The organism is uncultured Dysosmobacter sp. (assembly GCF_947631165.1).
In the GTDB taxonomy this organism is placed as follows: Bacteria; Bacillota; Clostridia; order Oscillospirales; family Oscillospiraceae; genus Oscillibacter.
In genome coordinates this window covers 56,827-80,518 of record NZ_CANRKH010000006.1, presented here as the reverse complement: position 1 = coordinate 80,518, position 23,692 = coordinate 56,827, and the positions used below count along the sequence as shown (strand labels likewise).

At 56.3% G+C, this 23,692-nt stretch carries 28 protein-coding genes and 1 tRNA gene; 11 read left to right on the top strand and 18 right to left on the bottom strand.

Features of this window, described 5'->3' with window-relative positions:
- Positions 1-6: 6 nt before the first annotated feature.
- From Q0Z69_RS04890 to Q0Z69_RS04855, 8 genes are all read right to left on the bottom strand, one after another.
- The gene (locus Q0Z69_RS04890) at positions 7-195 is read right to left on the bottom strand and encodes a hypothetical protein (RefSeq protein WP_298030234.1); all 189 of its coding nucleotides are present in this window, start codon (positions 193-195) and stop codon (positions 7-9) included.
- Positions 192-1,637 (bottom strand): replicative DNA helicase, encoded by a 1,446-nt coding sequence (locus Q0Z69_RS04885; protein ID WP_298030231.1) that lies wholly within the window; start codon positions 1,635-1,637, stop codon positions 192-194. The genes Q0Z69_RS04890 and Q0Z69_RS04885 overlap by 4 nt, the downstream gene beginning before the upstream one ends.
- Positions 1,634-2,359, bottom strand: coding sequence for a helix-turn-helix domain-containing protein (locus tag Q0Z69_RS04880; protein ID WP_298030229.1), 726 nt, complete (start codon positions 2,357-2,359; stop codon positions 1,634-1,636). The genes Q0Z69_RS04885 and Q0Z69_RS04880 overlap by 4 nt, the downstream gene beginning before the upstream one ends.
- 93 nt (positions 2,360-2,452) lie before the next feature.
- Positions 2,453-3,049 (bottom strand): helix-turn-helix transcriptional regulator, encoded by a 597-nt coding sequence (locus Q0Z69_RS04875; protein WP_298030226.1) that lies wholly within the window; start codon positions 3,047-3,049, stop codon positions 2,453-2,455.
- 33 nt (positions 3,050-3,082) lie between these two features.
- Positions 3,083-3,364 carry a hypothetical protein gene (locus tag Q0Z69_RS04870; RefSeq protein WP_298030223.1) on the bottom strand — a complete coding sequence of 94 codons (282 nt, stop codon included), beginning with the start codon at positions 3,362-3,364 and terminating at the stop codon, positions 3,083-3,085.
- Positions 3,365-3,379: 15 nt separating this feature from the next.
- On the bottom strand, positions 3,380-3,622 hold the full coding sequence (locus tag Q0Z69_RS04865) for a hypothetical protein (RefSeq protein WP_298030220.1): 243 nt from the start codon (positions 3,620-3,622) through the stop codon (positions 3,380-3,382).
- Between the two features lie 14 nt (positions 3,623-3,636).
- Positions 3,637-3,852 carry a helix-turn-helix domain-containing protein gene (locus Q0Z69_RS04860; RefSeq protein WP_298030218.1) on the bottom strand — a complete coding sequence of 72 codons (216 nt, stop codon included), beginning with the start codon at positions 3,850-3,852 and terminating at the stop codon, positions 3,637-3,639.
- Positions 3,853-3,943: 91 nt separating this feature from the next.
- Positions 3,944-4,078, bottom strand: a complete 135-nt coding sequence (locus Q0Z69_RS04855) for a hypothetical protein (protein WP_298030215.1) — start codon at positions 4,076-4,078, stop codon at positions 3,944-3,946.
- Positions 4,079-4,229: 151 nt separating this feature from the next.
- Between Q0Z69_RS04855 and Q0Z69_RS04850 the strand changes: the two genes are divergently transcribed.
- From Q0Z69_RS04850 to Q0Z69_RS04825, 6 genes are all read left to right on the top strand, one after another.
- A complete protein-coding gene (locus Q0Z69_RS04850) occupies positions 4,230-4,616 on the top strand; it encodes a hypothetical protein (protein WP_298030212.1) in 387 nt (128 codons plus the stop codon).
- 68 nt (positions 4,617-4,684) lie between these two features.
- Positions 4,685-5,605, top strand: coding sequence for a BRCT domain-containing protein (locus tag Q0Z69_RS04845; protein ID WP_298030209.1), 921 nt, complete (start codon positions 4,685-4,687; stop codon positions 5,603-5,605).
- Between the two features lie 148 nt (positions 5,606-5,753).
- On the top strand, positions 5,754-6,257 hold the full coding sequence (locus Q0Z69_RS04840; RefSeq protein ID WP_298030206.1) for a hypothetical protein: 504 nt from the start codon (positions 5,754-5,756) through the stop codon (positions 6,255-6,257).
- Between the two features lie 44 nt (positions 6,258-6,301).
- Positions 6,302-7,222: a PolC-type DNA polymerase III gene (locus Q0Z69_RS04835; protein ID WP_298030205.1), complete on the top strand. Its 921-nt coding sequence runs from the start codon at positions 6,302-6,304 to the stop codon at positions 7,220-7,222.
- A 52-nt stretch (positions 7,223-7,274) separates the two neighbouring features.
- Positions 7,275-7,562, top strand: a complete 288-nt coding sequence (locus Q0Z69_RS04830) for a hypothetical protein (protein WP_298030202.1) — start codon at positions 7,275-7,277, stop codon at positions 7,560-7,562.
- Positions 7,563-8,668: 1,106 nt separating this feature from the next.
- Positions 8,669-9,739 (top strand): site-specific integrase, encoded by a 1,071-nt coding sequence (locus tag Q0Z69_RS04825; RefSeq protein WP_298030198.1) that lies wholly within the window; start codon positions 8,669-8,671, stop codon positions 9,737-9,739.
- Positions 9,740-9,890: 151 nt separating this feature from the next.
- Here the strand turns inward: Q0Z69_RS04825 and Q0Z69_RS04820 are convergent.
- From Q0Z69_RS04820 to Q0Z69_RS04800, 5 genes are all read right to left on the bottom strand, one after another.
- Positions 9,891-9,964: transfer RNA gene (locus Q0Z69_RS04820), tRNA-Gln, on the bottom strand.
- 83 nt (positions 9,965-10,047) lie between these two features.
- Positions 10,048-12,444, bottom strand: coding sequence for an SEL1-like repeat protein (locus tag Q0Z69_RS04815; RefSeq protein WP_298030194.1), 2,397 nt, complete (start codon positions 12,442-12,444; stop codon positions 10,048-10,050).
- A complete protein-coding gene (locus Q0Z69_RS04810) occupies positions 12,444-13,322 on the bottom strand; it encodes an ATP-binding protein (protein WP_298030191.1) in 879 nt (292 codons plus the stop codon). The genes Q0Z69_RS04815 and Q0Z69_RS04810 overlap by 1 nt, the downstream gene beginning before the upstream one ends.
- A 43-nt stretch (positions 13,323-13,365) precedes the next feature.
- Positions 13,366-14,928, bottom strand: coding sequence for a cardiolipin synthase (gene cls / locus Q0Z69_RS04805; RefSeq protein ID WP_298030188.1), 1,563 nt, complete (start codon positions 14,926-14,928; stop codon positions 13,366-13,368).
- Positions 14,929-14,986: 58 nt separating this feature from the next.
- Entirely contained in the window at positions 14,987-15,904 is a 918-nt protein-coding gene (locus Q0Z69_RS04800; RefSeq protein WP_298030186.1) for a LysR family transcriptional regulator, read from the bottom strand.
- Positions 15,905-16,014: 110 nt separating this feature from the next.
- Here Q0Z69_RS04800 and Q0Z69_RS04795 point away from each other — a divergent pair, with 110 nt between their 5' ends.
- A complete protein-coding gene (locus tag Q0Z69_RS04795; RefSeq protein WP_298030183.1) occupies positions 16,015-16,749 on the top strand; it encodes a DUF554 domain-containing protein in 735 nt (244 codons plus the stop codon).
- 120 nt (positions 16,750-16,869) lie between these two features.
- Here Q0Z69_RS04795 and Q0Z69_RS04790 read toward each other — a convergent pair whose 3' ends face one another.
- Positions 16,870-18,318 carry a nicotinate phosphoribosyltransferase gene (locus tag Q0Z69_RS04790; protein WP_298030181.1) on the bottom strand — a complete coding sequence of 483 codons (1,449 nt, stop codon included), beginning with the start codon at positions 18,316-18,318 and terminating at the stop codon, positions 16,870-16,872.
- Positions 18,319-18,518: 200 nt separating this feature from the next.
- Here Q0Z69_RS04790 and Q0Z69_RS04785 point away from each other — a divergent pair, with 200 nt between their 5' ends.
- Genes Q0Z69_RS04785 through Q0Z69_RS04775 form a run of 3 tightly spaced genes read left to right on the top strand, consistent with a single transcriptional unit; the run spans position 18,519 to position 20,383 of the window.
- Positions 18,519-19,358, top strand: a complete 840-nt coding sequence (locus Q0Z69_RS04785) for a BadF/BadG/BcrA/BcrD ATPase family protein (RefSeq protein ID WP_298030178.1) — start codon at positions 18,519-18,521, stop codon at positions 19,356-19,358.
- Positions 19,358-19,741, top strand: coding sequence for a DUF5655 domain-containing protein (locus Q0Z69_RS04780; protein ID WP_298030175.1), 384 nt, complete (start codon positions 19,358-19,360; stop codon positions 19,739-19,741). Before Q0Z69_RS04785 ends, Q0Z69_RS04780 begins: the two co-directional genes overlap by 1 nt.
- Before the next feature lie 30 nt (positions 19,742-19,771).
- A complete protein-coding gene (locus Q0Z69_RS04775) occupies positions 19,772-20,383 on the top strand; it encodes a hypothetical protein (protein WP_298030173.1) in 612 nt (203 codons plus the stop codon).
- A gap of 164 nt (positions 20,384-20,547) precedes the next feature.
- Here Q0Z69_RS04775 and Q0Z69_RS04770 read toward each other — a convergent pair whose 3' ends face one another.
- The 3 genes from Q0Z69_RS04770 to Q0Z69_RS04760 form a co-directional block, all read right to left on the bottom strand.
- A complete protein-coding gene (locus Q0Z69_RS04770) occupies positions 20,548-20,994 on the bottom strand; it encodes a CD1247 N-terminal domain-containing protein (protein ID WP_298030171.1) in 447 nt (148 codons plus the stop codon).
- Positions 20,995-21,225: 231 nt separating this feature from the next.
- Positions 21,226-21,795, bottom strand: coding sequence for an elongation factor P (efp, locus tag Q0Z69_RS04765; RefSeq protein ID WP_298030168.1), 570 nt, complete (start codon positions 21,793-21,795; stop codon positions 21,226-21,228).
- A gap of 123 nt (positions 21,796-21,918) precedes the next feature.
- Positions 21,919-22,443 (bottom strand): YqeG family HAD IIIA-type phosphatase, encoded by a 525-nt coding sequence (locus tag Q0Z69_RS04760; protein ID WP_298030165.1) that lies wholly within the window; start codon positions 22,441-22,443, stop codon positions 21,919-21,921.
- An 81-nt stretch (positions 22,444-22,524) separates the two neighbouring features.
- Here Q0Z69_RS04760 and Q0Z69_RS04755 point away from each other — a divergent pair, with 81 nt between their 5' ends.
- Positions 22,525-23,283 (top strand): hypothetical protein, encoded by a 759-nt coding sequence (locus Q0Z69_RS04755; protein ID WP_298030162.1) that lies wholly within the window; start codon positions 22,525-22,527, stop codon positions 23,281-23,283.
- A 43-nt stretch (positions 23,284-23,326) separates the two neighbouring features.
- Here Q0Z69_RS04755 and rpsU read toward each other — a convergent pair whose 3' ends face one another.
- The gene (gene rpsU, locus Q0Z69_RS04750) at positions 23,327-23,509 is read right to left on the bottom strand and encodes a 30S ribosomal protein S21 (protein ID WP_021750944.1); all 183 of its coding nucleotides are present in this window, start codon (positions 23,507-23,509) and stop codon (positions 23,327-23,329) included.
- Positions 23,510-23,692 lie beyond the last annotated feature (183 nt).

The following is a 23,692-nucleotide window of genomic DNA, read 5'->3' as shown; positions in this document are numbered from 1 at the left end:
CGGGCCTCACGCCCGGTCCTCAAAATAGTAGCTCTCCCGGAATTTCTCCCCGGTCACCGGGCTGGTAAACTCCAGCGTGTAAAACCGGCCCTCCGGATGGATATAAACGCATTTGCCCGCCAGAAACACGCCGCTGTGGTCGCCGTAGCTGCTGGCAAAGGTGACTGCTCTGGTCTCCATCTGGCCCAGGGTCATGACTGCGCCTCCTTCCGGTCGTCCGGAAAGGGCGTCTTGGTCTCTGCCGCCAGCTCCCGCCAGTCGCTGCCGTCGCCCCAAAAGCACTGCTGTAGAGACTCCGGCTTTGCACGGGGCGGAACTCTCGGCTCAATGCGGCTGAAAGTCTGGTGTTCGCCGTCGAAGCGGCAGCGTACCTTGTCCAGGGCCTCGCCGTTCCGGTTTTTGGCTACTTGGATCACGCGGGGCGAGTTTTTCAGGTCGTAGTCCTCCCGCCACATCAGCAGGATGATGTCCGCGTCCTGCTCGATCTGACCGGAAGAGCGCAGGTCACTCATGGTGGGCGGCGGTGTGATGCTCCGAACCAGGGTATTGCCATCCTCATCCTTGTAGCGGACCTTGATCTTGTCCGGCCGGGCCAGCTGGGACAGGGAGATCACCGCTGTATTGGTCCGCACGGCGAACTTTTGAAGCGCCCGGGACACTTGGGAGACCCGAGCGAAATCACTCAACAGCGGTCCCGCGGATTGCTCCACCTGCTGGAGGTAGTCCACGAAGATCACGTCGTAGTGCTTGGCCTGACTGTACGCAACGATATCCAGGGCCGTCATGCCCACAGCGTCGATCAGTGTCACATCCGGGCCTGCCAGGGTCTGCTTCAAAGCGAGGATCTCCTGGAAGTCCTCTTCGGTCAGCTGATTGGAATTGATCTTCCCGGCGTCGATCAGCGCTCCGCGGGACACCTGCCGGTCATACAGCCGCTCGCTCCTGGACTCAAAGCTGAAATAGCCAACTTTGTGTTTCTGGCCGAACCGGGCCGCGCACTGCAATGCCAGGGCCGTCTTGCCGTCGCCGGGATAGGCCCCAATGATGGCGATATTGCCCAGTTCCATCTGCAGGACCTTGTTGAGCTGTAAAATGGCCCAGTCCAGAAACTCCACCGCGTGGTCGCCGCTGTGGCGGTCGAAGAACTGCTCATAGCCCTGGGCAAAGGTGATGGCGTGAATGTCTGGCTGCCCCACCACCAGCTGCATGGCCTTATCCAAGGCCGCCCGAGCCTCTGCCATGTCTCCGGCCCCCTGCAGGATGCCGCCCAGCTCCTGGAGCTGGTACAGCGTGGAGGACTCCCGGAGCAGATGGACATAGCCCTCCACATTGGCTGCCGTGGGCGTCAGATCCGCAACTTCCGTCACGATTTCCGTCAGCCGCTGGCTCCAGCTCCCAGACGGTCCGCCGCCCAGCTTCTCCCGCACGGCGATGGCGGACGTAGGCAGACCGGCTCGGAACAAGGCTTGAATGGTCTGGAAAATGGTCCGATACTGGCGGTCAAGGAAGTCCCTGGCGCTGACGTGGCTCAGCACATAGCCCACGCAGTCCTCCTCCAGCATCATGGCTCCCAGCACGGCCACCTGCGCCGTCAGCAGGTTTTGGGACAGGACGGCGTCCGTTTTGACCTCGCTCACAGGTACCGCCCCCCCTGTTCATCCTCCGCCGGTACCGGCGGGGGCTGAGAAGGCTTGTACATGGGACCTGGGTCGTCCTCCCAGCAGCGGCCATTGAGCCAGGAAGCAGGGAGCGGTATGTACTGCCCCTGGTCCTTGCACCACTGCCGGGAGGCTTTAAACTGCTCCAGGGCCGCCGCCATCTTTCGGTAAAGCGCCAGATCCGGGGCCAGTTTGTCCCATGCCTTTTTGGCCTGGGGCTTTTTCTGGTGCCGGGGATAGGCTTTGTAAAACTCCTCAAACAGTTCCCACGTATCCTCCCCCTGGGGGGATATAGGGGGCTTACTACTTGTTTCTTTACTGAAGTGTTTATTTACTTGTGGTCGATTTTCCGTCAACGGTTTTGCCGTCGACGGTTTCACCGTATACGGTTTTTCAGTACACGGTGGCGCTTCATCCTGCAAAACATAGGTGTTGCAGGCAAATTTGCCGTTGTCCTGATGGCCTTGCTCCCGCAGAAGATAGCCCGCGTCTTCCAGCTCCTTCAGGCATTTTCGGATGCTGTCCCGGCCGATCCCGGCCCGGGCTGCGAGGCCGCTGATGCTGTACTCCCAGTCATCGGGGAACGACTGCATAATGGCAAACAGGCCAATGGTTTTCAGGGTCAACCGGCGGTCCTGCAGCACAGAATTGTAGATCGTCGTGAAGTTTTTTCGTCTCCCGCGGATCATGCTCTCGCCCATCCACTCACCCTCTCTCGATGATATCCACCAGGCGGAACAGCTGCCGCACGGCAGCCGCCACGCCCACGGTCACAAAAAACAAAGCCCAGCCGCTCATGGGGAGACGCCTCCTCCCCTGGCAAAATTAGGACTTGCAATCTGGCCGCGATGTGGTATAATAATTTTGCTATCGTTCCTGTGACGCAAGTCTCGGAACACCTGCCGCTTCGTGGTGCCAGCCACGGAGCGGCCTCTTTTTATGTCCGGCGGTTCTTTTTGCTGATACAGCGCGACCTGAAGGCCGGCCACGACGTTTTGCAGGATGACCGACTTGATGACCTCGAAGTCCGCCTGTTCCGTCTCATCAATGCGGCCGTCTGCGGTGATCTGGATCAGCCTGCGGTACCCGTCGAGCTGCTGGTTGCAGAGGTCCAGGTAGGACAGCACCGCACCCTGTAAGCACTGGGCGTGGATGCCGCCCGGCAGGATCCCAAGCTGCGACAGCGTTTCAAAGGCACGCTCCAACAGCAGCCAGGGCGTGCCATAGGCCTCCGCCATCCGCCCCACCGTCTCATTGTCCGGTATCCGTTCCCCCCGCTCCCAGGCCTTCACAGTCTTCTCCGACACGTACAGCCGCTCGGCGGCCTGTTCCTGGGTCAGACGGGCCTCTTTTCGGGCCTTTTGATAGATATTTGTGCCGTTTTCCGGCATGGTGATCCCTCCTTCTTTGTGATATGGTGGTACTCAAGAGGCCACTTCCGTGGCCCGCTCGGCCGCACCCATCATCTGTGCAACTTCTTCCGCGCTCAGCTCCAGCAGCCGAATCAGCCGGCACAGTTCCTCATACTTCCAGCCCCCCTGGTTGATCCGCTTGTTGATGACAGACCGGTCCATACTCATCCGGGCCGCCAGCTGTCCCTGCGTCTTGATCCCCTTGCGCAGCATCCCGATTTTTACGTACAGATTAAAAATCTCCCGCTGCCTCACAGGATTAAAAACACTCTTACCTAACTTGACTTTTGGCATATGCATCCTCCTCTCTCACTTTTGGGGCAGTCTTGCCCACGTCACGGTGTTTTTCCTGCGGATGTCAGCCAGCCGCAGGCAGCTTCCGGCGTTCCCACGAAACCAGGTCACGCCCTCCTCGGTCTCCAGCCGTCCCACCTCATACCGGACGTACTTGGCATCCGACTTTGAGACCTGCTTCAGGCAGATCAGCTCCTCATCGTAGGGGCCGTACACGCTTCGGGACCGCAGGTCCAAGTCTCTCCATGTCTCACACATTGTTGCGCCTCCTCTCATGCGGTATTCTGTCCGTCCTGGACCGGCTCCCGGCCCAGGATGTAATCCGTGCTGACGCCGAAGATGTCGGCCAGCACCATCAAGTTTTCAGCGGTGGGGAAGCTCATGCCGTGTTCCCACTTGAAAACGGAGGAGCCTTTCACGCCCGCCCTGGCCGCCAGCTCATACTGCTTCATGCCGGCGGCCTCCCGCAGTTGCTTGATCCTGGTCATAAAATCACTTCCTTTCTTTTTCTCTTGAAACACCTGTTCCCTTATGGTATATTTAACTTGTAGCTGTATTTGTAAATAGTGGAAAAGAAGTTTAGGCTTTTGACCGTCCTTCAGCGGAACGGATAAGCTTTTGTGCTTCCCGCAGAATTTCAACAAGCTGTTCAGCTTTTTTGATAGCAATATCCAATTTCGCAGTGTCGATAGAGATATGTACACATCTCTCCATGAAAGCAACTCCTTTCTGTCTGGTTTGTTTCTTTTAAGCTGTTTGCCTTGTGGTTATAAATATAATTCCGCAATTTCAGAATGTCAATATATTTTATGGCAATTTCAGAATATTTGACTTAATGCACAATATTTGAGAGGATATGATACCATTGGATAGACGAAAACTTGTGCAAAACATCAAATCAATCTGCAAAATCAGAAACCTGCTGCCGACTGCCGCCTGCATTGAGAGCGGCGTGGGGAAAAGCTTCATTGGGGACATCAACCGGGGCCGCACACCCTCCGTTGAGAAAGTCCAGATGCTGGCGGCGTATCTGGGAGTCACCACGTCAGAATTGCTGGGCGAGGTCTACATCAAACAATTTACGGGCGAGGTTCTGCCGGAAACTGTGCAAGAAACGCAGCCCAAATTCAGCCGCTCAGCGGAGGAAACGGCCCTGGCCTATGACCGGGCTACCCCGGAGCTGCAGGCCGCCGTCCGCCGTGTCCTGGGCCTTCCCGAAGAGCCCCTCGTGTCAAAAGACAAGGCAATGTGATCACGCCCCTCAGCTGGGGCAAAAAATAAAAAATGTGCCCGATTCGGGCACAGGTGGGAGGGCTTATCATGACTGGCGCTCTTTCGGACTATCAAGCCTTTACAAAACCAGCAGAACTCCACAAAGCAATCAACACACTCCGGGGATTAGTAGCTGGGATCAATTCCGATACCAAAGTCGACAGTAAAGAAATTGAAGAGTTAGTACATTGGTGCGAACTTCACTCACCTTTAAGAGACCGCCACCCCTTTTCGGAAATACTACCTGTTGTTGAGAAAGCTTGTTCTGATGGTATAATCACTGATGATGAATCCAAAGACATATTATGGCTATGCAACAATTTTGTTGACAATAGTTCCTACTACGATCTTATGACCTCCTCAATCCAGTTTCTTTCTGGCTTGGTATACGGCATTATGGCTGACGGAGATCTGAGCGATAAAGAGATATCAACACTAAAGTCATGGATTGATACTAATAATTTTTTAGCAGGAACCTACCCCTTTGATGAGATCAATAGTTTACTATACTCTGTACTAGAAGATAAAAAAATCACTTTTGATGAGCGTAATCAGTTAATGGCATTCTTTGCAAATATCATCGACTTTACATCTTCACTTCACCTAAAGGAGAAGGACTTTACTGATCTCCAGAAAAAATATAGCATTAGTGGGATTTGTGCCATATGTCCCGAAATAACCTTTAATGATATGACTTTCTGCTTCACAGGTGAATCCTATCGGGCTACTCGCAGTGAAATGGGGAATGTTGTTAAAGAACTTGGCGGCAAAATTCGCTCTGGTGTCTCAACAAAGACGAATTATCTAGTCGTCGGAAATGCTGGCAATCCTTGTTGGGCCTATGCCTGCTATGGTCGTAAAATTGAAGAAGCCATGCAATTACGAAAAGATGGCTCGAATATTATTATTGTCAATGAAACAGACTTTTGGGATGCCGTTGATGATGCTAAGGCGGGCATTACTGATTGAAAGGTACTACATATGACCAACGAAGAAAAAGATCTTATCCCTGCTGGAGAATCGCGGAAGCGATGGCACTGAAAGGCATTGATATCCGCATTTTATCCGAAGCCGCATTTTTTAAAATGCTGGACGCATAAGGGGAGGTATTGCTCTAATGGATCAGATGTCTATCCTAATATCTCAAGAAGAACAGATGTATAAATCTATCAAAGAAGACCTCATAAAAACATTATATAAAAATGGCTTGAATGAATCATACTTATCACTGAAACCAAGAAAAAGCTATTACTCTGTTATGTTTAATGCATCATCTGTCGTTGTTCGGATATCTGTCTCACCAACACCTACGCTATCAGTTCCAACGGCACTACTCCTTCCCAATTACTCTAGTATGGTTGCAAATAAAAAAAGTGACTACACTAAAGTTAAAATTTGGCCATCTCAAAATATCAAAACCTACACAATCATGCTTCAAGACATGTTGCAAGGGATCATTGACAGAATCCCCAAAGAATACGATTGCTGTAGTCGCTACCTTGAATGCAGCAATGCACGAACCTGTATACACCCAGACAAAGAATTTGCTCTGAAATGTGGGTACAAAAAGATTTTAAGAAGCGGCAGAATCTTTTTCGGAGAAAACAGAAACATAGACTGAGTTGAAAGTACTTATGTCCGATTCGGGCACAGGTGGGGGAGCATATGGGAAAATGTGTAAGGTGTGGAAAACGTGGCTTTTTTCTCAGAATCTCCAAGGAGGGCCTCTGCCTAGATTGTGTAAAGGCTGTTGCAGAAGAAAAGTGCATAGCAGAGGAACGCCGGTTGGCAGAAGAAGCGGCTGAAAAAAAGCGTATTGAAGAAGAACTTGAACTGAAAAGGCGGCTGGAAAGGGAAGCGTATCTGCGGAGGCTGGAAGAGGAAGAACGCCAATTTGATGAGATGGTTGCTAATATCAAGCATATTTCTATTGGTATTTCACCAGTCCTAGCCCCTAAAATACTGGTTAAGGATCAAGCGCCAATTACTTACTCAACAATCACTAAAAAAACACCTCGTGATAAACTTGGAAATTTTGTGGTGATTGATACAGAAACCACGGGACTGCGCCCTGTTTCCTGTGAAATCATTGATATTGCCGCTGTTAGATTCCGCAACTATGTTCCTGTGGAAAAGGTATCGATGCTCCTATCTACAAAAAAACCAATTCCGCCAGAAGCAACAGAGATTAATCATATCACCGATGAAATGGTTGCCGGACAACCTTGTTTCCAACAAATAGCCCTGGCTCTTGTGGATTTTATCGGCAACGACAATCTTGTGGGACATAATTTGCCCTTCGATCTTTCATTCATCATCCGTTACGGGGCAGATGTTACCAAAACAAAACGAAAATATTATGATACACTGGATATTGCGAGAAAAACCATAAAAAAGGCCAGAAAGAAATATGATAAAGAGTTGGACTACTATTACACCGATCCTGAGTCTGATGGAATAGAGGATTACAAATTAACAACGCTGTGCGGATGGTATGGAATCTTGAATCCTGATGCTCACCGAGCTGAAAGCGATGCCATAGCAACCGGCTTGCTCTTGAAAGAACTTGCCGATGATCGGCGATAAAAGTCCTAATTAATGAAATGGTACCACCAAAACATTACATAGGAGATTCAACATGACCAACGAAGAAAAGATTTTATCCCTGCTGGAGAATCAAGGGAAATTGCTGGAAAAGCACAGCGAGCTGCTGGAGCGGCAGGGCGATGAGCTGCGCAACATCAACCTGACTTTGGAAAACCAGGTCTTTTCCCAGCTCCAGGCGCTGGCCGAGGGCCAGAAGACCATCCTGGAAACCCTGGCTCCCAAGAACCGTGTGGAGGCGCTGGAGGACGAGATGATCTTTATGAAATCCGTCATCAAGGCCCTGTCCCTGGAAGTAGCCGAGCTGAAGAAAGCGCAGTGATGCAGTTTTCCCAGTTGTTGTGAATTCCGCCCCTGTACCCGGTTCGGCCTTGGCGGCTTTTACATATGGCTTGGCACGCAAATGCCTGCTTCCCCGCCATACGGGTATCACATCTGGTATTCAGTTGTTTTAGGATTACTTGTCGTTTGTTTCCTGGAGGTTTGTTAGCTTGTGGTTATAGACTACAACGATATTTCGTTGATGTCAAACGTTTTTCAACGATATTTCGTTGATTTGTATGTTTGCACAAAATGAGGTGTTCCTTTATGTACAATGCGCAAGAAACGAAAAATCGCATAAAAGAACTGTGTAAGTCACAAAAGATAAACATGGAAACCTTACTTATTAACTGCGATTTAGGCGTCAATGCGATTCGACAAATCAATGACAAAAAAGGGATGTCCTCGTATAGTCTTGCTCGCATTGCCGACTATCTGAACTGTTCCGTGGACTATCTTCTGGGTCGGACAGATAATCCGGAAATCAACAAGTGATTCCCAGTCAGGCGGATAAATAAAAATGTGCCCGATTCGGGCACAAAAAATCCCCGGGGAATCCCCGGGGCGGCACTTGACAACTTGAAGTTTGGCGGTTATACTGAAGCTAGAGAGGGGCGCTGCCGATACACATTATCGGTCAGCCCTTAGTATACGTTTGAAGTGATCGCCGTTCTTGTCAGGGAGCCGGCGGTCACTTCTTTTTTGCCTGAAAATACTTGACAGTCCCCAAATGAGCGGTTATACTGAAGCTAGAAAGGGGCGCTGCCGATACACATTATCGGTCAGCCCTCACGAGACGTTTGAAGTGATCGCTTGTCTTGGTCGGACGGAAGCGGTCACTTCTTTTTTGCCTGAAAATACAGGCCCAAAATACCAACGATCAATATGCCGACCTGGATAAGGTCCGAATATGTAACCATGGGCAGCCCTCCTTTCGATAAAACGGAGGGCGAAGCTGCCCTCCGATGGGAGGGCTGACCGCTGCATACCGGCAGCGCCTTGCAAAGAGCATAGCATAATTGGGCGGAAATGGCAAGACTATAGGAGAAAAAGAGGGGCATTTCCCTTTGCTGCCTTGCAACGCAGCGGAAAGGAATGGTCATAAGCATGAAGATACCTGAACCGCGCAGGCTTTCCTCCGGAAAGTGGTTCATCCAGCTCCGCCTGAATGGCGAAAGCATCCCCGTTACGGATTGGGACAAAGCCGCCTGCGTTAGAGCGGCCCGTGCGATCAAAGCGGAATACAAAGCGGGAAAGCGATTAGCCCAAGAGCCGAAAGCCCCGCCAGCGCCTACGCTGACAGAGGCAATTGACGCCTATATTGCAGACCGCTCGAACACCCTCTCCCCTCTTACGATCCGGGGCTACCGCTCCGTGCAGAAGCACCGTTTCCAGGTCACTATGCCCCGCAGGCTGGACCAGATAGCCCCAGAGGAGTGGCAGGGCATTGTCAACGCTGAAGCCGCGCTGTGCGCCCCCAAAACGCTGAAAAACGCCTTTGGCTTTGTCCGCAGCGTAGTACTGGCTGCCACAGGCTCTAAGCTGCCCGATGTGACGCTCCCCGGTGAAATCGTCCCGGACAAACCGTTTCTCACGCCTCCGCAAATCAAACAGTTTGTGCAAGCAGTAAAGGATACCCGGTATGCCGTCCCGGCACTTCTTGCGCTCTCCTCGCTGCGGATCTCGGAGATCCACGCTCTGCGGTGGGAAAATATCCCGCCTAAACCAGATTTCATCCGGGTGTCCGGCGCAGTCGTTCTTGACGAGCATAACAAATACCAGAGAAAGAACCAGAATAAAAACTTGACATCCTCCCGCAATGTCCCTATTCTTATTCCGGAGCTATCAGCGGCGCTGGAACGGGACCGGAAGCCGCAGGGGCCGGTGCTGGATATCAGCCAAAACAGCCTGCGGACCGCGATCCATAAAATCTGTGAGGAAAATGGCCTGCCCTCTCTGGGGCCTCATGGCCTGCGGCACAGCTTTGCGAGCCTTGCCTATCACCTTCAGATCCCGGAACTGATTGCCAAGGAGATCGGCGGCTGGTCCGATTCCGGCACCATGCACAAAATCTACACGCATATCGCACAGAGCGACATCACCCGCTATCAAAATGCTATTGGCAAGTTCTATGGGAAACCTGAAAAGGAAAACAGAAAAAAGGAGCCTGCCGATTAGCATTTTAGTTAGCACTTTTACGCTGTTCTTTTGATTTTTCTGTGTCTAGCTGTTGCTTTCTGATTTGACAGGGAACAGTCAGTAAGTCCCGCAATCCCTTGACACACAACAAAAAAACCTCGGAACCATTGCAGTTCCGAGGTTTTTTACTTGGCAGCGGGTGAAGGATTCGAACCCTCACATACAGAGTCAGAGTCTGCTGTGCTACCTTTACACAAACCCGCTATATCCGTCCGCCGCAGCGAACAGATACTATTATACTGAAAAGCGGATTTTTGTCAATAGGGAATTTCAATTTTTTCCTCTTTTCAGCGATCTTTTTTCCCGCCAAACAGGCCCTTCAAAAAGCCTCCCTTTTTCTCCGGCTTCTTCTCCGCCGGGGCGCTCTGCGGCCGGTCTTTTTCCTTTTCCAAACGCTCCACGATCTTTCCGGCATCCTCATAGTTCTGGGCCGCCGCAGCACGGTACAGCTCCAACGCTTTCTCCACACTGCGGGCCACACCCTTGCCGTTTTCATAGCACCAGGCCAGGTTGTACTGGGCACGGGGCAGCTCTTGCTCTACAGCCCGCTGATACCACTTCACCGCATGATCCCAGCTCTGGGCCACGCCTACGCCGGTCTCATATAAGTAACCCAAGTTACAGGCAGCCACCCGGTCTCCCTGCTCTGCCGCCCTGCGATACAGCTCTGCAGCTTTAAATGTATCCTTTACGACTCCATGTCCAAATTCACAGCACACGCCAAAATTGCACATAGCCCGAGGATAGCCTGTCTTGGCAGCTTTCTCATACCACTTGGCAGCCTCTGTCCAGTTCTGTTCCACGCCACGGCCAGATTCGTACAGATATCCCAGATTGCACTGGCCCGCCGCGTCCCCCTGCTCCGCCGCTTTGCGATACAGCTCTGCGGCTTTTTTCATATCCTCTGCCACACCCTCGCCATGCTCATAACAAACGCCCAGATTGCACTGAGCGGCGGCATAGCCGGTGGCAGCAGCCTTTTCATACCACTGGACCGCCTCAGCCAAGTCCTGCTCCACGCCCCGGCCGCGCTTGCAGCACACGCCCATGCAGAACATGCCCCGAGGGTCCCCCTGATCTGCCGCCTTGCGGTACCAGTGGACCGCCCGTTTCAGGTTTTCCACTACGCCCTTGCCGTATTCATAGCACCAGGCCAGATTGCACTGGGCACGAGGAAAGCCCTGCTGTGCGGCGGCGCTGTACCACTTCACTGCTTCCTCCCAGCTCTGCTCCACACCCCGGCCGATCTCATAGAGATAGCCCAGGTTGCACTGGCCCGGGGCGTTGCCGCCCTCGGCAGAGCGGCGATACAGCTCGGCCGCCTTGGCGAAGTCCTGCTCCACGCCCTCGCCCCGCTCATAACAGACACCCAGATCGCACATGGCAGGCACGGAGCCAGCGTCTACCGCCTTCTGATACCACCGCGCGGCCTCTGCCGCATCCTGAGCCACGCCCAAACCGTAGTCATAGGCCCGGGCCACGCTGAAAAGTCCCCGCTCATTTCCCTGGTCCGCCGCCTTGCGATACCAGGACAGGGCTTCCGCCAGATCCTTTTCCACGCCCTTGCCGTTTTCATAGCACCAGGCCAGGTTGCACTGGCCCCGGGGCAGGCCCAGCTCCGCCGACGTGCGGTACCACGCCACAGCCTGCTCCCAGCTCTGCTCCACGCCCTCGCCGATCTCATAGAGATAGCCCAGGCAGCAGGCGCCGTCCTCGTCGCCCTGCTCAGCGGCCTTGCGATACCACTCTGCCGCCTTGCCTTTGTCTGCCGGAACGCCCCGGCCCCGCTCACAGCAAAAGCCCATGCACAGCTGACCTCGGGGATAGCCCTGGTCAGCCGCGGCCTGATACAGCCGAACAGCCTCGGAATAGTCCTGCTCCGTGCCCTTACCGTGCTCACAGCACCAGGCCAGATTGCACTGGGCGCGGGGATAACCCTGCTCAGCGGAAGCACGATACCACTTGACAGCCTCTTCCCAGCTCTGCTCCACGCCCCGGCCCGCCTCATAGCAGAAGCCCAGGCAGCACTGGCCAGGCGCGTGGCCCTGGTCCGCCGCAGCGGTATACCATTTGATTGCCTGCTCCATATCCTCCGCCACGCCGGTGCCGAATTCCAGGCAGCGGCCCAGCTCCGTCTGGGCGCTGGGATATCCCAGCCAGGCAGCGGACTGATACCACTTCACAGCCTCACTGTCGTTCTGCTCCACACCGGCCCCCCGGCAATAGGCCTCGGCCAGCAGAAACTGCGCCCGGGGGAAGCCGTTCTCCGCTCCTTTCCGGAAGCACTCAAGCGCTTTCGCCTCGTCCTTGTCCACGCCGATGCCGTAGGCGTAGCAATAGCCCAGATTGGTCAGGGCGGGCATATACTCCCGCGCTGCCGCCTGCGCGTACAGCAGCACCGCCTGCTTGGGGTCCGCCGGCACACCCACGCCCGCCTCCAGGCACCAGCCCAGGTTGGTCAGGCCCAGCACGTCGTCCATGGCGGCCGCCCTCTGGTAGCAGGCCAAGGCATCCGTCTGCCGTTTTTCGTCAACGGCGCAATTTCCCAAAGTGACCCAGTCGCCGGCTGTCAGCTCATCCTCGTCCAGCGTCTGGAAAAAGGTGCCGCCGCAGCGGGGGCACACATCCGGCTCCTTTTCGGCCACAAAGCCGCAGTCCGGATTTTCACATCGGAAATAATTCATCACAAAGACTCCTCTCCCGGCAGTTCTGCCAAAACGCCGCCGTCGTAAAACTCTAAAAATGAATGGGCCTTTCCATGGTATTTGAAGCCTGGAAATGTATCCAATTGGACACCGTGGATGGCCCGGAAAATACTCTTTTCAATATTGGGATTCGTACGCTTCAGTTCCCGAAGCAGCATCTTGATCTCCTGCCGTTTGCTCTCTCCCACGCCGTCGCCGGAGGCATCCCGCGCCTCGGTGAACCGGCAGGCGCACTGAAGAAAGCGCAGGCCATTATAATTCTTCCAGGCGATGATAGCGTCCTCATGGACACAGTACAGCGGACGGATCAGCTCCATGCCAGGGAAATTTTTGCTGCGGAGCTTAGGCGGCATGGCCTGGACCTGTGCGCCGTAAAACAGGCCCAGCAATGTAGTCTCCACCACATCAGAAAAGTGGTGGCCCAGGGCGATCTTGTTGCAGCCCAGTTCCCTGGCCTTGGCGTACAGGCAGCCCCGGCGCATTCGGGCGCAGAGATAGCAGGGATTTTTGTCCACCTGGACGGTGACATCGAAAATGTCGCTTTCAAACACGGTGATGGGAATTCCCAGCAGAGCGGCGTTCTCCTCGATCAGCCGCCGGTTTGCCGGCGCGTAGCCGGGATCCATCACCAGGAAAGTCAGCGCAAAGGGCTGGTCTGTATGCCGCTGCAGCTCCTGCATCAGCTTGGCCAGTATCATGGAGTCCTTGCCGCCGGAGATGCAAACGGCGATATGATCCTCCGGAGAAATCAATTCATACCGCTTCACAGCAGCGATAAAGGGATTCCAGATAGCTTTTCGATATGTTTTGATGAGACTGCGCTCAGCGGTCTCCTGCGGCGTCAATTCGCGGGACATAGAAACCTCCCAAAACAAGGCGCCCAAAGAGGCCCCCGATGCGTTACAGCCAAATGGCTCCCAGCTTCAAAATGGACGCAAATACCCGGCGGAACCAGGATCTCTGCTTCCACTCCTCCAGCGTATACAGAACGCTTTGTTCCATGACCGTGTCCATGTCCTCCAGCAGCTCCTCCACTGCGGGCATGTGATATAGCAGTACGCCGCACTCATAATGGAGCTGGAAGGTACGGTAGTCCATATTGGTGCTGCCCACCAGAGCCACCTCCCGGTCCACCATCACGCTTTTGGAATGGATGAAGCCGGGGGCATATTTGTAGATCTTCACGCCGTGGCGCAGCAGCTCACCCCAATAGGTCTCCGCCACCATATAGGTCAGCTTGTGGTCCGGGATGGCCGGGATCATCAGCCGCACATCGACGCCAGCGTCCGCCGCGATGCACAGTGCCTTCTGCATAGATTCCTCCACAGCGTAATAGGGCGTAGTGATATACAACATCCGCTGAGCGGAGGAGATCAATTGGAGATAGGTCTCTTCAATGGGATTGTCCGGGTTGTTCAATGGGCCGTCGGTGAAGGGCTGGCAAAAGCCAACGGCCTCCGCGGCCTCGTGGCGTGGACGGTAGAAATCGTCCTCGTTGGCCAACGTCCGCCCCATCATTTTCCACATCTGGATGAACTGCACGGCAAAGCCCCACACGCCTTCCCCCTCGATGCGGACGGCGCTGTCCTTCCAGTGGCCGAAGCGCTCGATCAGGTTGGCGTATTCGTCGCCGATGTTGATCCCGCCGGTATAGGCGTACTGCCCGTCGATCACAGCGATCTTCCGGTGGTCCCGGTAGTTGAAGTAGATTCGGTTTACATAACGGTGTACCGGATTGAACACCTCCACCTCGATGCCCGCCCGCTGGATGGCCTGCAGGGTATCGTCGGACAGGCGGGTCAGGTTGCCGAAGTCGTCAAAGATGATATGGACCTCCACGCCCTCGGCGGCCCGCTGCCGCAGAATATGGAACATACGGTCCCATATCCGGCCCTCTGCCAGAATGTAGTACTCCAGGAAGATATAGGTCTCCGCCCGTTCCAGGTGGGCGATCAGGTCCTCGAAAAAGGCGGCGCCGTCTCCAAAATATTGGGCCTTTGTGCTGCGGTACAGGCAAAAGCCCCGTTTTTGCAGATAGGTGGCCAGCCGCCCCCAGGACGGGGACTGGCGGCGCAGGCGCACCAGGTTGTTCTCACTGGCCATTCGCTGGCTCTCCCGCATAGGCACCGGCGGCACGGCCTTCAAACTCAGGCTCTTGGCCTGATAAGTGCCGCCCCACAGGCAGAACAGGATCATGCCGGACACCGGCAGCGCCAGCAGCAGGCACATCCAAGCCAGCTTATAGCTGGGACTTCCGGACCGCAGATATACCCGGATGGCCATGATGGCGCCGATGCATTCCAATACGGCATAGCAGTAGCTGGCCTTTTCCCGCAGGAAGTAGGTCAGCAGCAGCGTGGTGGCGATCTGGGCCAGCACCGTCAGCACACACATGGAGATACTGGTAGCGGCAGAGATCCGGCGCTCAACGCGCTCAGTGGGACGGGGCAGACTTTTGTGCACAGACGGAACCTCCCTTTTTACAGGTCATTGAATATTATACTCGAAATAGTACAGCGCTTCAACCACTAATCTGTAAATAAACTTCTGTTTCCTGACACATCTTCATCAGATACTCCCGAAAAGCCTTCAATCCGGCGCGGTCCTTGTTCTCCCGCAGGCAGACGAAGCTGAGGCTCTCCGCAAACGGCGGATACAGCGGCACCGCCCGGACCCCGTAGTGATCCGCGAAGGATGCTGGCCCCAGTACGATCCCCGTTCCGGCGCGGACCATCTCCATGGAGGTGTCGACGCCGTCCAGACGATACATCCTGCCGGGCGTGATACCGTGGTCCTGGAGGATCCTGTCCAGCACGGTTGATTCCAGAGACGCCTCCGGCGCCGCGATCAGCGTGTGGTCCCGCAGGATATCAAAAGAAACCCGCTCCTGTTGCGCCAGAGCGCTGTCCAGGCCGGTCAAAATACACTGCGGCTCTTGGATCAGTTCGCATTGAAAAAAACGCGGCGCACCGGAAAGGTCCTTCAAATAGGAGGATACATAGTTCAGCGCCACGTCGATGGCGCCGGTCCGCAGATCCTCCAAAAAATTTCCGCCGCCCGCCACGGTAAAAGCCGCCGTTATATCGGGATGCTGCTCAAAAAAGGCCACGATCTTGGGAAACAGTCCGTTGGAAAACACGCGGGGTCCCAAATGGATGGTGAGCCGCTCCCGCTTTTCTTTGGCCAGACAGGCGCTGACGGCCTCCAACTGTTCCCACGCTTCCAGAACCGGTCTGGCACCCTCCCGGAACGCCTCGCCCTCGGGCGTCAGGGAAACGCCCTGGGCCGTCCGGAACAGTAGTGAACAGCCCAGCTCGCTCTCCAGTTTTTTCATCTGCAGGGAGACCGCAGGCTGAGAGACGAACAGGCTCTCAGCGGCTTTTGAAATGCTGCCGCATTCCGCCACGGCCAGCAGATATTGGATCTGCAGGATATTCAATGCCTTGCTCCTCTCCAGGTATTTGCACTGCTTATATCCTTATTTTAAATCGGCATTTCCCAAAATGCAAGCGCCGCGCTACAATAAACACAGTCAAGGAGGGATCACATATGCTGATCGGTACGGCCGCTGATTCAGCGGCGATCCTGGCAGGCTCCGCGGTTGGCCTGCTTTTGCGGTGGGCCATCCAGCGGTTTTCCTCCCGCCAATCCGTCCAGCGCCGCCAGCTGGGCCAGCGGCTGCGGGAGCTGATCATGCAGGGACTGGCGCTGTGTACCGCCTGCATGGGGATCAGCGGCGCGCTGAAGGGACAAAATACTCTGCTGATGATCCTGTCCATGGTGGCCGGCGCCTGCATTGGCGAATTGCTGGACCTGGACGGTGCCATGAAGCGAGCTGGGGACCGGCTCCAGGCGGGCATGTCCCGCCGTTTCCCCTTGGAGGGGAGCGCCTCCATTTCCGAGGGCTTTGTCACCGCCAGCCTGCTGTACTGTGTGGGAGCCATGTCCATCGTGGGCGCACTAAACAGCGGCCTGACCGGAGATCATGGGATGCTGCTGGCGAAGTCCCTCATCGACGGCATCTCCTCCGTCATTTTCAGCGCCTCTCTTGGGATCGGCGTGGCCTTTTCCGCCGCCGCGGTCTTTCTCTACCAGGCGCCCATGACCCTGGCCGCCTCCCTGCTGGCTCCCCTGCTGCCGGAGGCCGTCATCGCGGAGATCACCTGTGTGGGGTCCCTGCTGATCCTGGCCATCAGCCTGAATCTGCTGGGCGTGACCCGCATCAAGGTCATGAACCTGCTCCCCGCCATTTTTCTGCCTGTTCTTCTGTTCCGATTCATGTGAGTTCCCATCTGCCGGGACCCTCCGCGCCGCTGCGAACGTCCACGCCGTTCCATGTGCCGCGTCCCTCACATGTTTTCAGACAACAGAGGGGCCAGCTTTCAGCTGGCCCCTCTGCTGTTATTATCTGCTCTTCCGCAGCAGCTCCTGCTTGATGTCCCACAGCTTCTGGCTGAGGTCCACATAGAACACATGGGGATTCTCAAAGCGCTTGACCTCATCCCACAGCGTCTCCACCTGCTCCGCGCAGTATTTCTGGATCTCCTGGAGCGCAGGCTGCCGGTAGACCAGCCTGCCGCCCTGGAACACAGGCACCTGCAAAGGCCTGGCGGTGAAATTGGTATAGGTCTTTCGCTTCCAGGTAGCCCGGGGGTCGAACAGTTCCAACGGCTGGCTCTCGTCCACAGTCTCATCATACACGGTGATATAGTCCGCCTCCGCCTTGCCGGTGGTCTTGTCGAAGATGCGGTAGACCTTTTTGAAATGGGGATTGGTGATCTTGTCCACGTTTTCGCTGACCTTGATCTTGGGCAGGATATTGCCATCCGCGTCCTCGACGGCCGCTAGCTTGTACACACCGCCGAACACCGGCTGGCTGCTGGCGGTGATCATCCGTTCGCCCACGCCGAACAGGTCGATCTGAGCGCCCTGCTGGATCAGATCCCGAATGATATACTCATCCAGGGAGTTGGAAGCAGATATCTGGCACTCCGGCCAGCCCGCCTCATCCAGCATCTTTCGAGCCTCCCGCGTCAGATAGGCCATGTCGCCGGAGTCCAGCCGGATGCCGCACTTCTTGATACCCAGGGGCTTCAACACCTCGTTGAAGGCCCGGATGGCGTCAGGCACACCGGATTTCAGCACGCTGTAAGTGTCCACCAAGAGCGTTGCGTTGGTGGGGTATATCTGGCAGTAGGTCTTGAACGCCTCATACTGGCTGTCGAACATCTGGACCCAGGAATGGGCCATAGTGCCGCCGGCGGGAACGCCATAGAGCTGGTCGGAGATGGTGCAGGCCGTACCCTTGCAGCCGCCGATATAGGCCGCCCGGGCGCCGGAAATGGCGCCGTCGGTCCCCTGGGCGCGGCGGGAACCAAATTCCAGCACTGTCCGCCCCTGGGCCGCCCGGACGATGCGGTTGGCCTTGGTGGCGATGAGGCTCTGGTGGTTGATGGTCAGCAGGGTGAAGGTCTCGATGAGCTGGGCCTCAATGGCCGGGGCGCGGACTGTCACCACCGGCTCCCGCGGGAAGATGGGGGTGCCCTCGGGGATGGCCCAGATATCACCGGTGAAACGGAAGTCCCGCAGATAGGCCAAAAAGTCCTCGGAGAAAATGCCCTTGCTCCGCAGGTAAGCAATGTCCGCCTCGTCAAAATGCAGATTCTCGATATAGTCGATCAGCTGGTCCAGTCCGGCGCAGATGGCAAAACCGCCCCTGTCCGGCACGTCCCGGAAAAACACATCGAAATAGGTGATGCGGTCCTGATAGCCCGCCTGAAAATAGCCGTTGCCCATGGTCAGTTCGTAAAAGTCGCAGAGCATGGTCATGTTCAGCTTTTCTTCTGTATGCATGTCGCACCTCGATAACGATCCAGGCAGTGTCTTGTCACCTGCCTTGATATTTTCTCTATTATAATCGTCCCCGCCTGGAAAAGCAATTGTTTTTCACAAAAACTCGTCAAACTTTTGTCAAATTGGATTGACAAGTCCCCCTCCCTCCCCTATGATGAGGGTACAGGCGGCAAAGCCGCCAAAGGAAAGGAATATTCACCATGGATGTGATCTTAGGCATTGATATCGGCGGCTCCACCACCAAGATCGTGGGCCTGGACCGGAGCGGCGGCGTGGTCTCCATGCTGCGGGTCCGGGCGGAGGACCAGGTCACCAGCCTGTACGGCGCTCTGGGCAATTACCTCAGCGGCAACGGCCTCCGTCTGGAGGACGTGCGGCGGGTCGTCCTCACCGGCGTGGGCGCCAGCTTTGTGGAAGGAGACATCTTCGGCCTGCCCACCTGCAAGGTGGACGAATTCTCCGCCAGCGGCGCCGGAGCGCTGGCCCTGTCCGGCCAGGCCTCCGGCGTGGTGGTGACCATGGGCACCGGCACCGCCTTTCTCTGGGCGGAGCGGAACGGCGCCGTGCGGCACCTCTGCGGCAGCGGCATCGGCGGCGGCACCTTGGGCGGCCTGTGCCGCAAGCTGGTAGGCATGGAGCGGTTCGGCCAGATCAAAAAGCTGGCGGCCCAGGGGGACCTGGGACAAGTGGACCTGACCATCAAGGACATCACCAACCATCCGGCCCCAACTCTGGACCCAACTCTTACCGCCGCCAACTTCGGCAATCTGGCGGAGGACGCCACCCCCGCCGACCTGGCTGCCGGGACGGTGAATCTGGTGCTTCAGGCCATCGGCACCATGACAGTGCTGGCCTGCCAGAGCTGCGGGACAAAAACCGTCATCCTCACCGGCTCCATGACCACCCTGGACCAGGTGAAGCCAAATTTTGAAAACTTCGAGCGGCTGTACGGCCTCCACTATATCATCCCGGAAAACGCCACCTTCGCCACCGCCATCGGCGCGGGCCTGTGCAGCCTGCAAAAAGGGGCGGTGGAGTGATGGATCTGGAGACTCTGCGGCTGGCGGAAGCGCTTTTCAGCCGGAAGCCGGAATACCTGCCGGTGGTCCGGGCGTTTCTGCTGGGGGCGCTGGAACGGTGGCCTGACACGGAGATCGTCACGCAGAAATCCCAGGTGGGTCTGCGGGACCCCCTGCTCTACTGCGCATTGTGGCCGCCGACCCACGGCGGCATCCGGGACCGGAACTGCGTGATGCTGAGCCTGTTCCTCCCCCGGCGGCTGGAAAGCCCCCGGATCGCGGCGGCGGTGGAGCCGTATCCCGGCCGCTGGACGACTCATTTCTGCCTGAAAACACCGGAGGACCTGGATGAGGAGCTGTGGGCCTGGACAGAGGAGGCCCGTCGCTTCCGGTGCAAAAAATAAGGCAAAAGGCAGAAAGGAGTGTCTGGGCGTATGGACCGGATCGTCGATAAACCCTATTTCACCCATAGCGCATACAGCGCCCTGACCTTCGGCATCCAGGTGAAATGCCCTAAATGTCAGGGGCTTGGTATCGTGACCGCGGATCGCAGCGCTGCCTATTTTCGATGCACTAACTGCGGCCACCAGGCGTCTAAAGACCGCACGGTCTATCGATACGATGTCCACAACCAGTGCAGGCACTGCGGACGGTATTATCGGGTCGACATTGAAGACGAAGTAAAACAGCACTTCCCTATGCTCCGTGTGGCCTGTCCGTACTGCGGGACAACCATGCCGGGAGAAGTCCATAAAACAGCAGAGGCATTTTTCTATACCGGCGAGATCGAAAACGGGCGGGAACCCTACTTCGGTTTGGAGCTTTGGTTCCTCGAGTCCTTTCAGGGCAAGCCGGTCTGGGCCGTCAACCGGGAGCATCTTTCGTATCTGATCGACTACCTCGGCGCCAGTCTGCGGGAGAAGCCCGCCGGGACAGCTGTCATGAAGACCCAGGCGGACCACCTCCCGACCTTCATGAAGACCGCGAAGAACCGGGAACGGATCGTGAAGCTGCTGAAAAAGATGCGAGAGAGATCAGTTTGCTGAGCCCCTAAAGCAGAGACATAAGTAAGAGCAGGATAAATCGGTCTTTGTCGGGAAGATCACAACGCTAACCGAACCCATAGGCTGCCAGAATGAACGGCACGCAAAATACGCCGCCGTGGACGGGACATGTCCACGGCGGCTTTTCTTCGTTATTTGGATTTGGATCACTCCTCGTCGGAGCTCTCCTCTTCCTCTTCCTCCAGACTGCCCAGATCAAACTCCAGCTTTTCGCCGCAGTTGGGACAGATAACCTCGCCGTCCTCCAGGATGGACTCGTCAAAATAGATGGTCTCCTCGCAGGTGGGGCAGGTGGTGGCGTAACAATCCTCATCCTCGTCCAGGTCGCTCAGGTCACCCTCGTAGTAATCGTCGTCCTCCTCGTCGTCCCAATCCTCAAAAACGATGTTCTCCACATCCTCCAGGTCGTCGCTGACCACGTCCAGACCGTCGGCCAGTTCCGTCTGCTCGTCCTTGATGTCCTCCAGCTCCAGGGCGATGTCGTCCAGCACGTCGATAATGGCGGCCAGCAGCTTGCCCTCCTTCTTATCCGTGTTCAGCTCCATGCCTTCCACCAGGCCCTTCAGATAAGCGACTCTCTCAGTGATCTCCATAGCGGTAACTCCTTTCATTTTTTAGATCGTATCTTCCCATTTCCACGCCCGCAGGCGGCGCTTTGCGGTTTCCTCCAGTCGATCTGCCGATAATAGAACAGGCAAATGAGATATTGGCGGCGCAGTGCCCGCCAGCATGCGTCTCTTGCCTCTGCGGAGCAGCCGTGATACAGCTTGTTCCGCCGCGGTGAGGGGGAATCGAAAGGGGGGACTTGGTCCCCCCTTTTCATATCAGTCCTTGACCCGTCCCAGATACTCGCCGGTGCGGGTATCGATCTGGATCTTCTCGCCTTCGTTGATGAACAGGGGCACCTTGATCTGGGCGCCGGTCTCCAGGGTCGCGTTCTTAGTGACGTTGGTGGCGGTATCGCCCTTCACGCCCGGCTCGGTCTCGGTGACCACCAGATCCACGAAGTTGGGGACCTCCACGGCGAACACATTGCCCTTATAGCTGACCAGAGAGCACATAGTGTTCTCCTTGACGAACTGGAAGGCGTCGCCCAGCACATCGGCGTTCAGCGGGGTCATGTCAAAGGTCTCCGGGTCCATGAAGTAATACAGGTCGCCGTCGTTGTAGCTGTACTCAGCGCTCTTCCGCTCCACAGCGCCCTGCTCAAACTTGGCGGTGGGGTTGAAGGACTCCTCACGGATGGTGCCGCTGATGACGTTCTTGTACTTGGTCCGCACGAAAGCGGCGCCCTTGCCGGGCTTCACATGCTGGAAGTCCACAACGACCATGGGCTTCCCGTCCATCTCAAAGATCATACCCTTCCGGAAATCGCCGGCAGTGATAGTAGGCATATTTTTTTCCTCCTTATAGATCTTATGAGAAAACGGCCCGGAGGGACGCTTCCCCACATCCAGTAAAATTACCGAAGATATTTTACCGTATGTTGTCCGCTAATGCAAGCATTTTTCGTCCAATTACTGGTTTTTTTCAGTTCTTTTTCCGCAGCGGCGGCGGCAGGCCGCCTTAAACGGAGCCTGTAAGGCGTGGAGAACCTTCTGCCAGAGCGTCACAGCACCGCCCACCGGCTCCACCATCAAGGCCAGGACCCCCGCCCGGTTGGCTGCCAGCACGTCCGTCAGCAGCTTGTCCCCCAGCATGGCGGTGCTGGTCCGGTCCGCTCCCGCCCGGGCCATAGCGGTCTCCAGTCCTCTGGGAGAAGGCTTGCCGGCGCGGCCCTGATAAGGCACGCTCAGCTCGGCGCAGAACTCTGTCACCCGGGTCCCGGAGCGATTGTTGGATACGATCATGAACTGGACGCCGTTCTCCCCCAGGCCAGCGATCCAGTCCCGCAGGGGCTGGTCCGGACGGCGGGTCGACTTGGCCGCCAGGGTAAAATCCAAATCGCTGAGCAGCAGCGTGATCCCCCGCTCCCGCAGATAGGCGGGGGTGATCTGGTCATATCGATCAAACAGACGATGCGGGATCAGCGAAAAGGGCATAGGCGGCTCCTTGTCATCATATCGTATTATCGTTTTATATAGTATAACAGTTTTTTGAGACCTACACAAGGGGGAATGGGATTGCAGATCTATTTAGCCGTTACGCCGGACCGAGAGCGGGAGGCCGCCGCCCACTGCCGGGACCTGTGCCACGCGGCCTACCGCGTAGGGCCCGGCTCCACACTGCTGCGGCAGAACCTGCTGCTGGAGAGCCGGGGCGGCCTGTTGTCCGTGGGCGACCGGGAGGCCCCGCCCATCGAGGACCCGGAGGCTCTCTGCGGCGCAGTGCTGCGGGAGTGCGGCCGCCGGGGCTATGGCGGGGCAGTGCTGGATTTCGTGGAGCCGCCCCGGCGGGACCGTCTGGTCTTTGCGGAAAAGCTGGACCGGGTCCTGGCCGCCGCCAAAAAGTCCCTGTATCTGCCGGAGCACTACGCCCCGGCGGCAAAAAATGGAACGGTGCTGGTCTGTACGGCCCTCTCCGGCGGGGAGTTTCAAGAGCGGCTCCAGGAGGCCGCCGGGAAATACCCGCGGCTGGCCCTGGACATCCAGCGGCTGCGGATGGACTTCCGCCTGCCCGCCCCCACCGGTGAGGGAACGCCCCTCACCGCCGGAGAGCTGGCCAGCCTGATGGAAGAGAAGTCCCCCGCCGTGTTCTTCTCCCCGGATCTCTGTGCCCGGTACTTTACCTATGCTGTCGGCGGTGAGGCCCACTTCGTCCTATTCGACGACGCCGGCACGCTCCAGCGGAAGCTGCGGTCTGGCGAAGCCCTGGGCGCCGCAGCCGCGTTCTTCACCTGGCCGGAGGTAGCAGACATCGCCCCGGCCTTGTTCCGCAGATAAAGGCAAAAAAAGTGCTGTACCACACGGCACAGCACTTTTTTCATCAATAATAACGCTTCTTGTTCTTGCGAGCAGCCTCAGACTTCTTGCGGCGCTTCACGCTGGGGCTCTCATAATGCTCTCTCTTACGGACCTCGGCAATAACACCCGCCTTGGCGCAGGAACGCTTGAACCGCTTCAGCGCGCTGTCGATGGACTCGCCGTCCTTCACGTGGATCTCAGACATCTATATTTCCCTCCCTCCGAGGTATCCGGCTCTATCCAGGATACTTTAAGGGCCATAATTTATGGCTTCAACATGCCCATTATACAGAGTGCCCGGGAAATTGTCAAGATATTTTCGTGGAAAACCGGTCGATTTTCCTGCAACCGAAGGCCGAACCGCCGCTGTTCCGCAACAAAACCACCT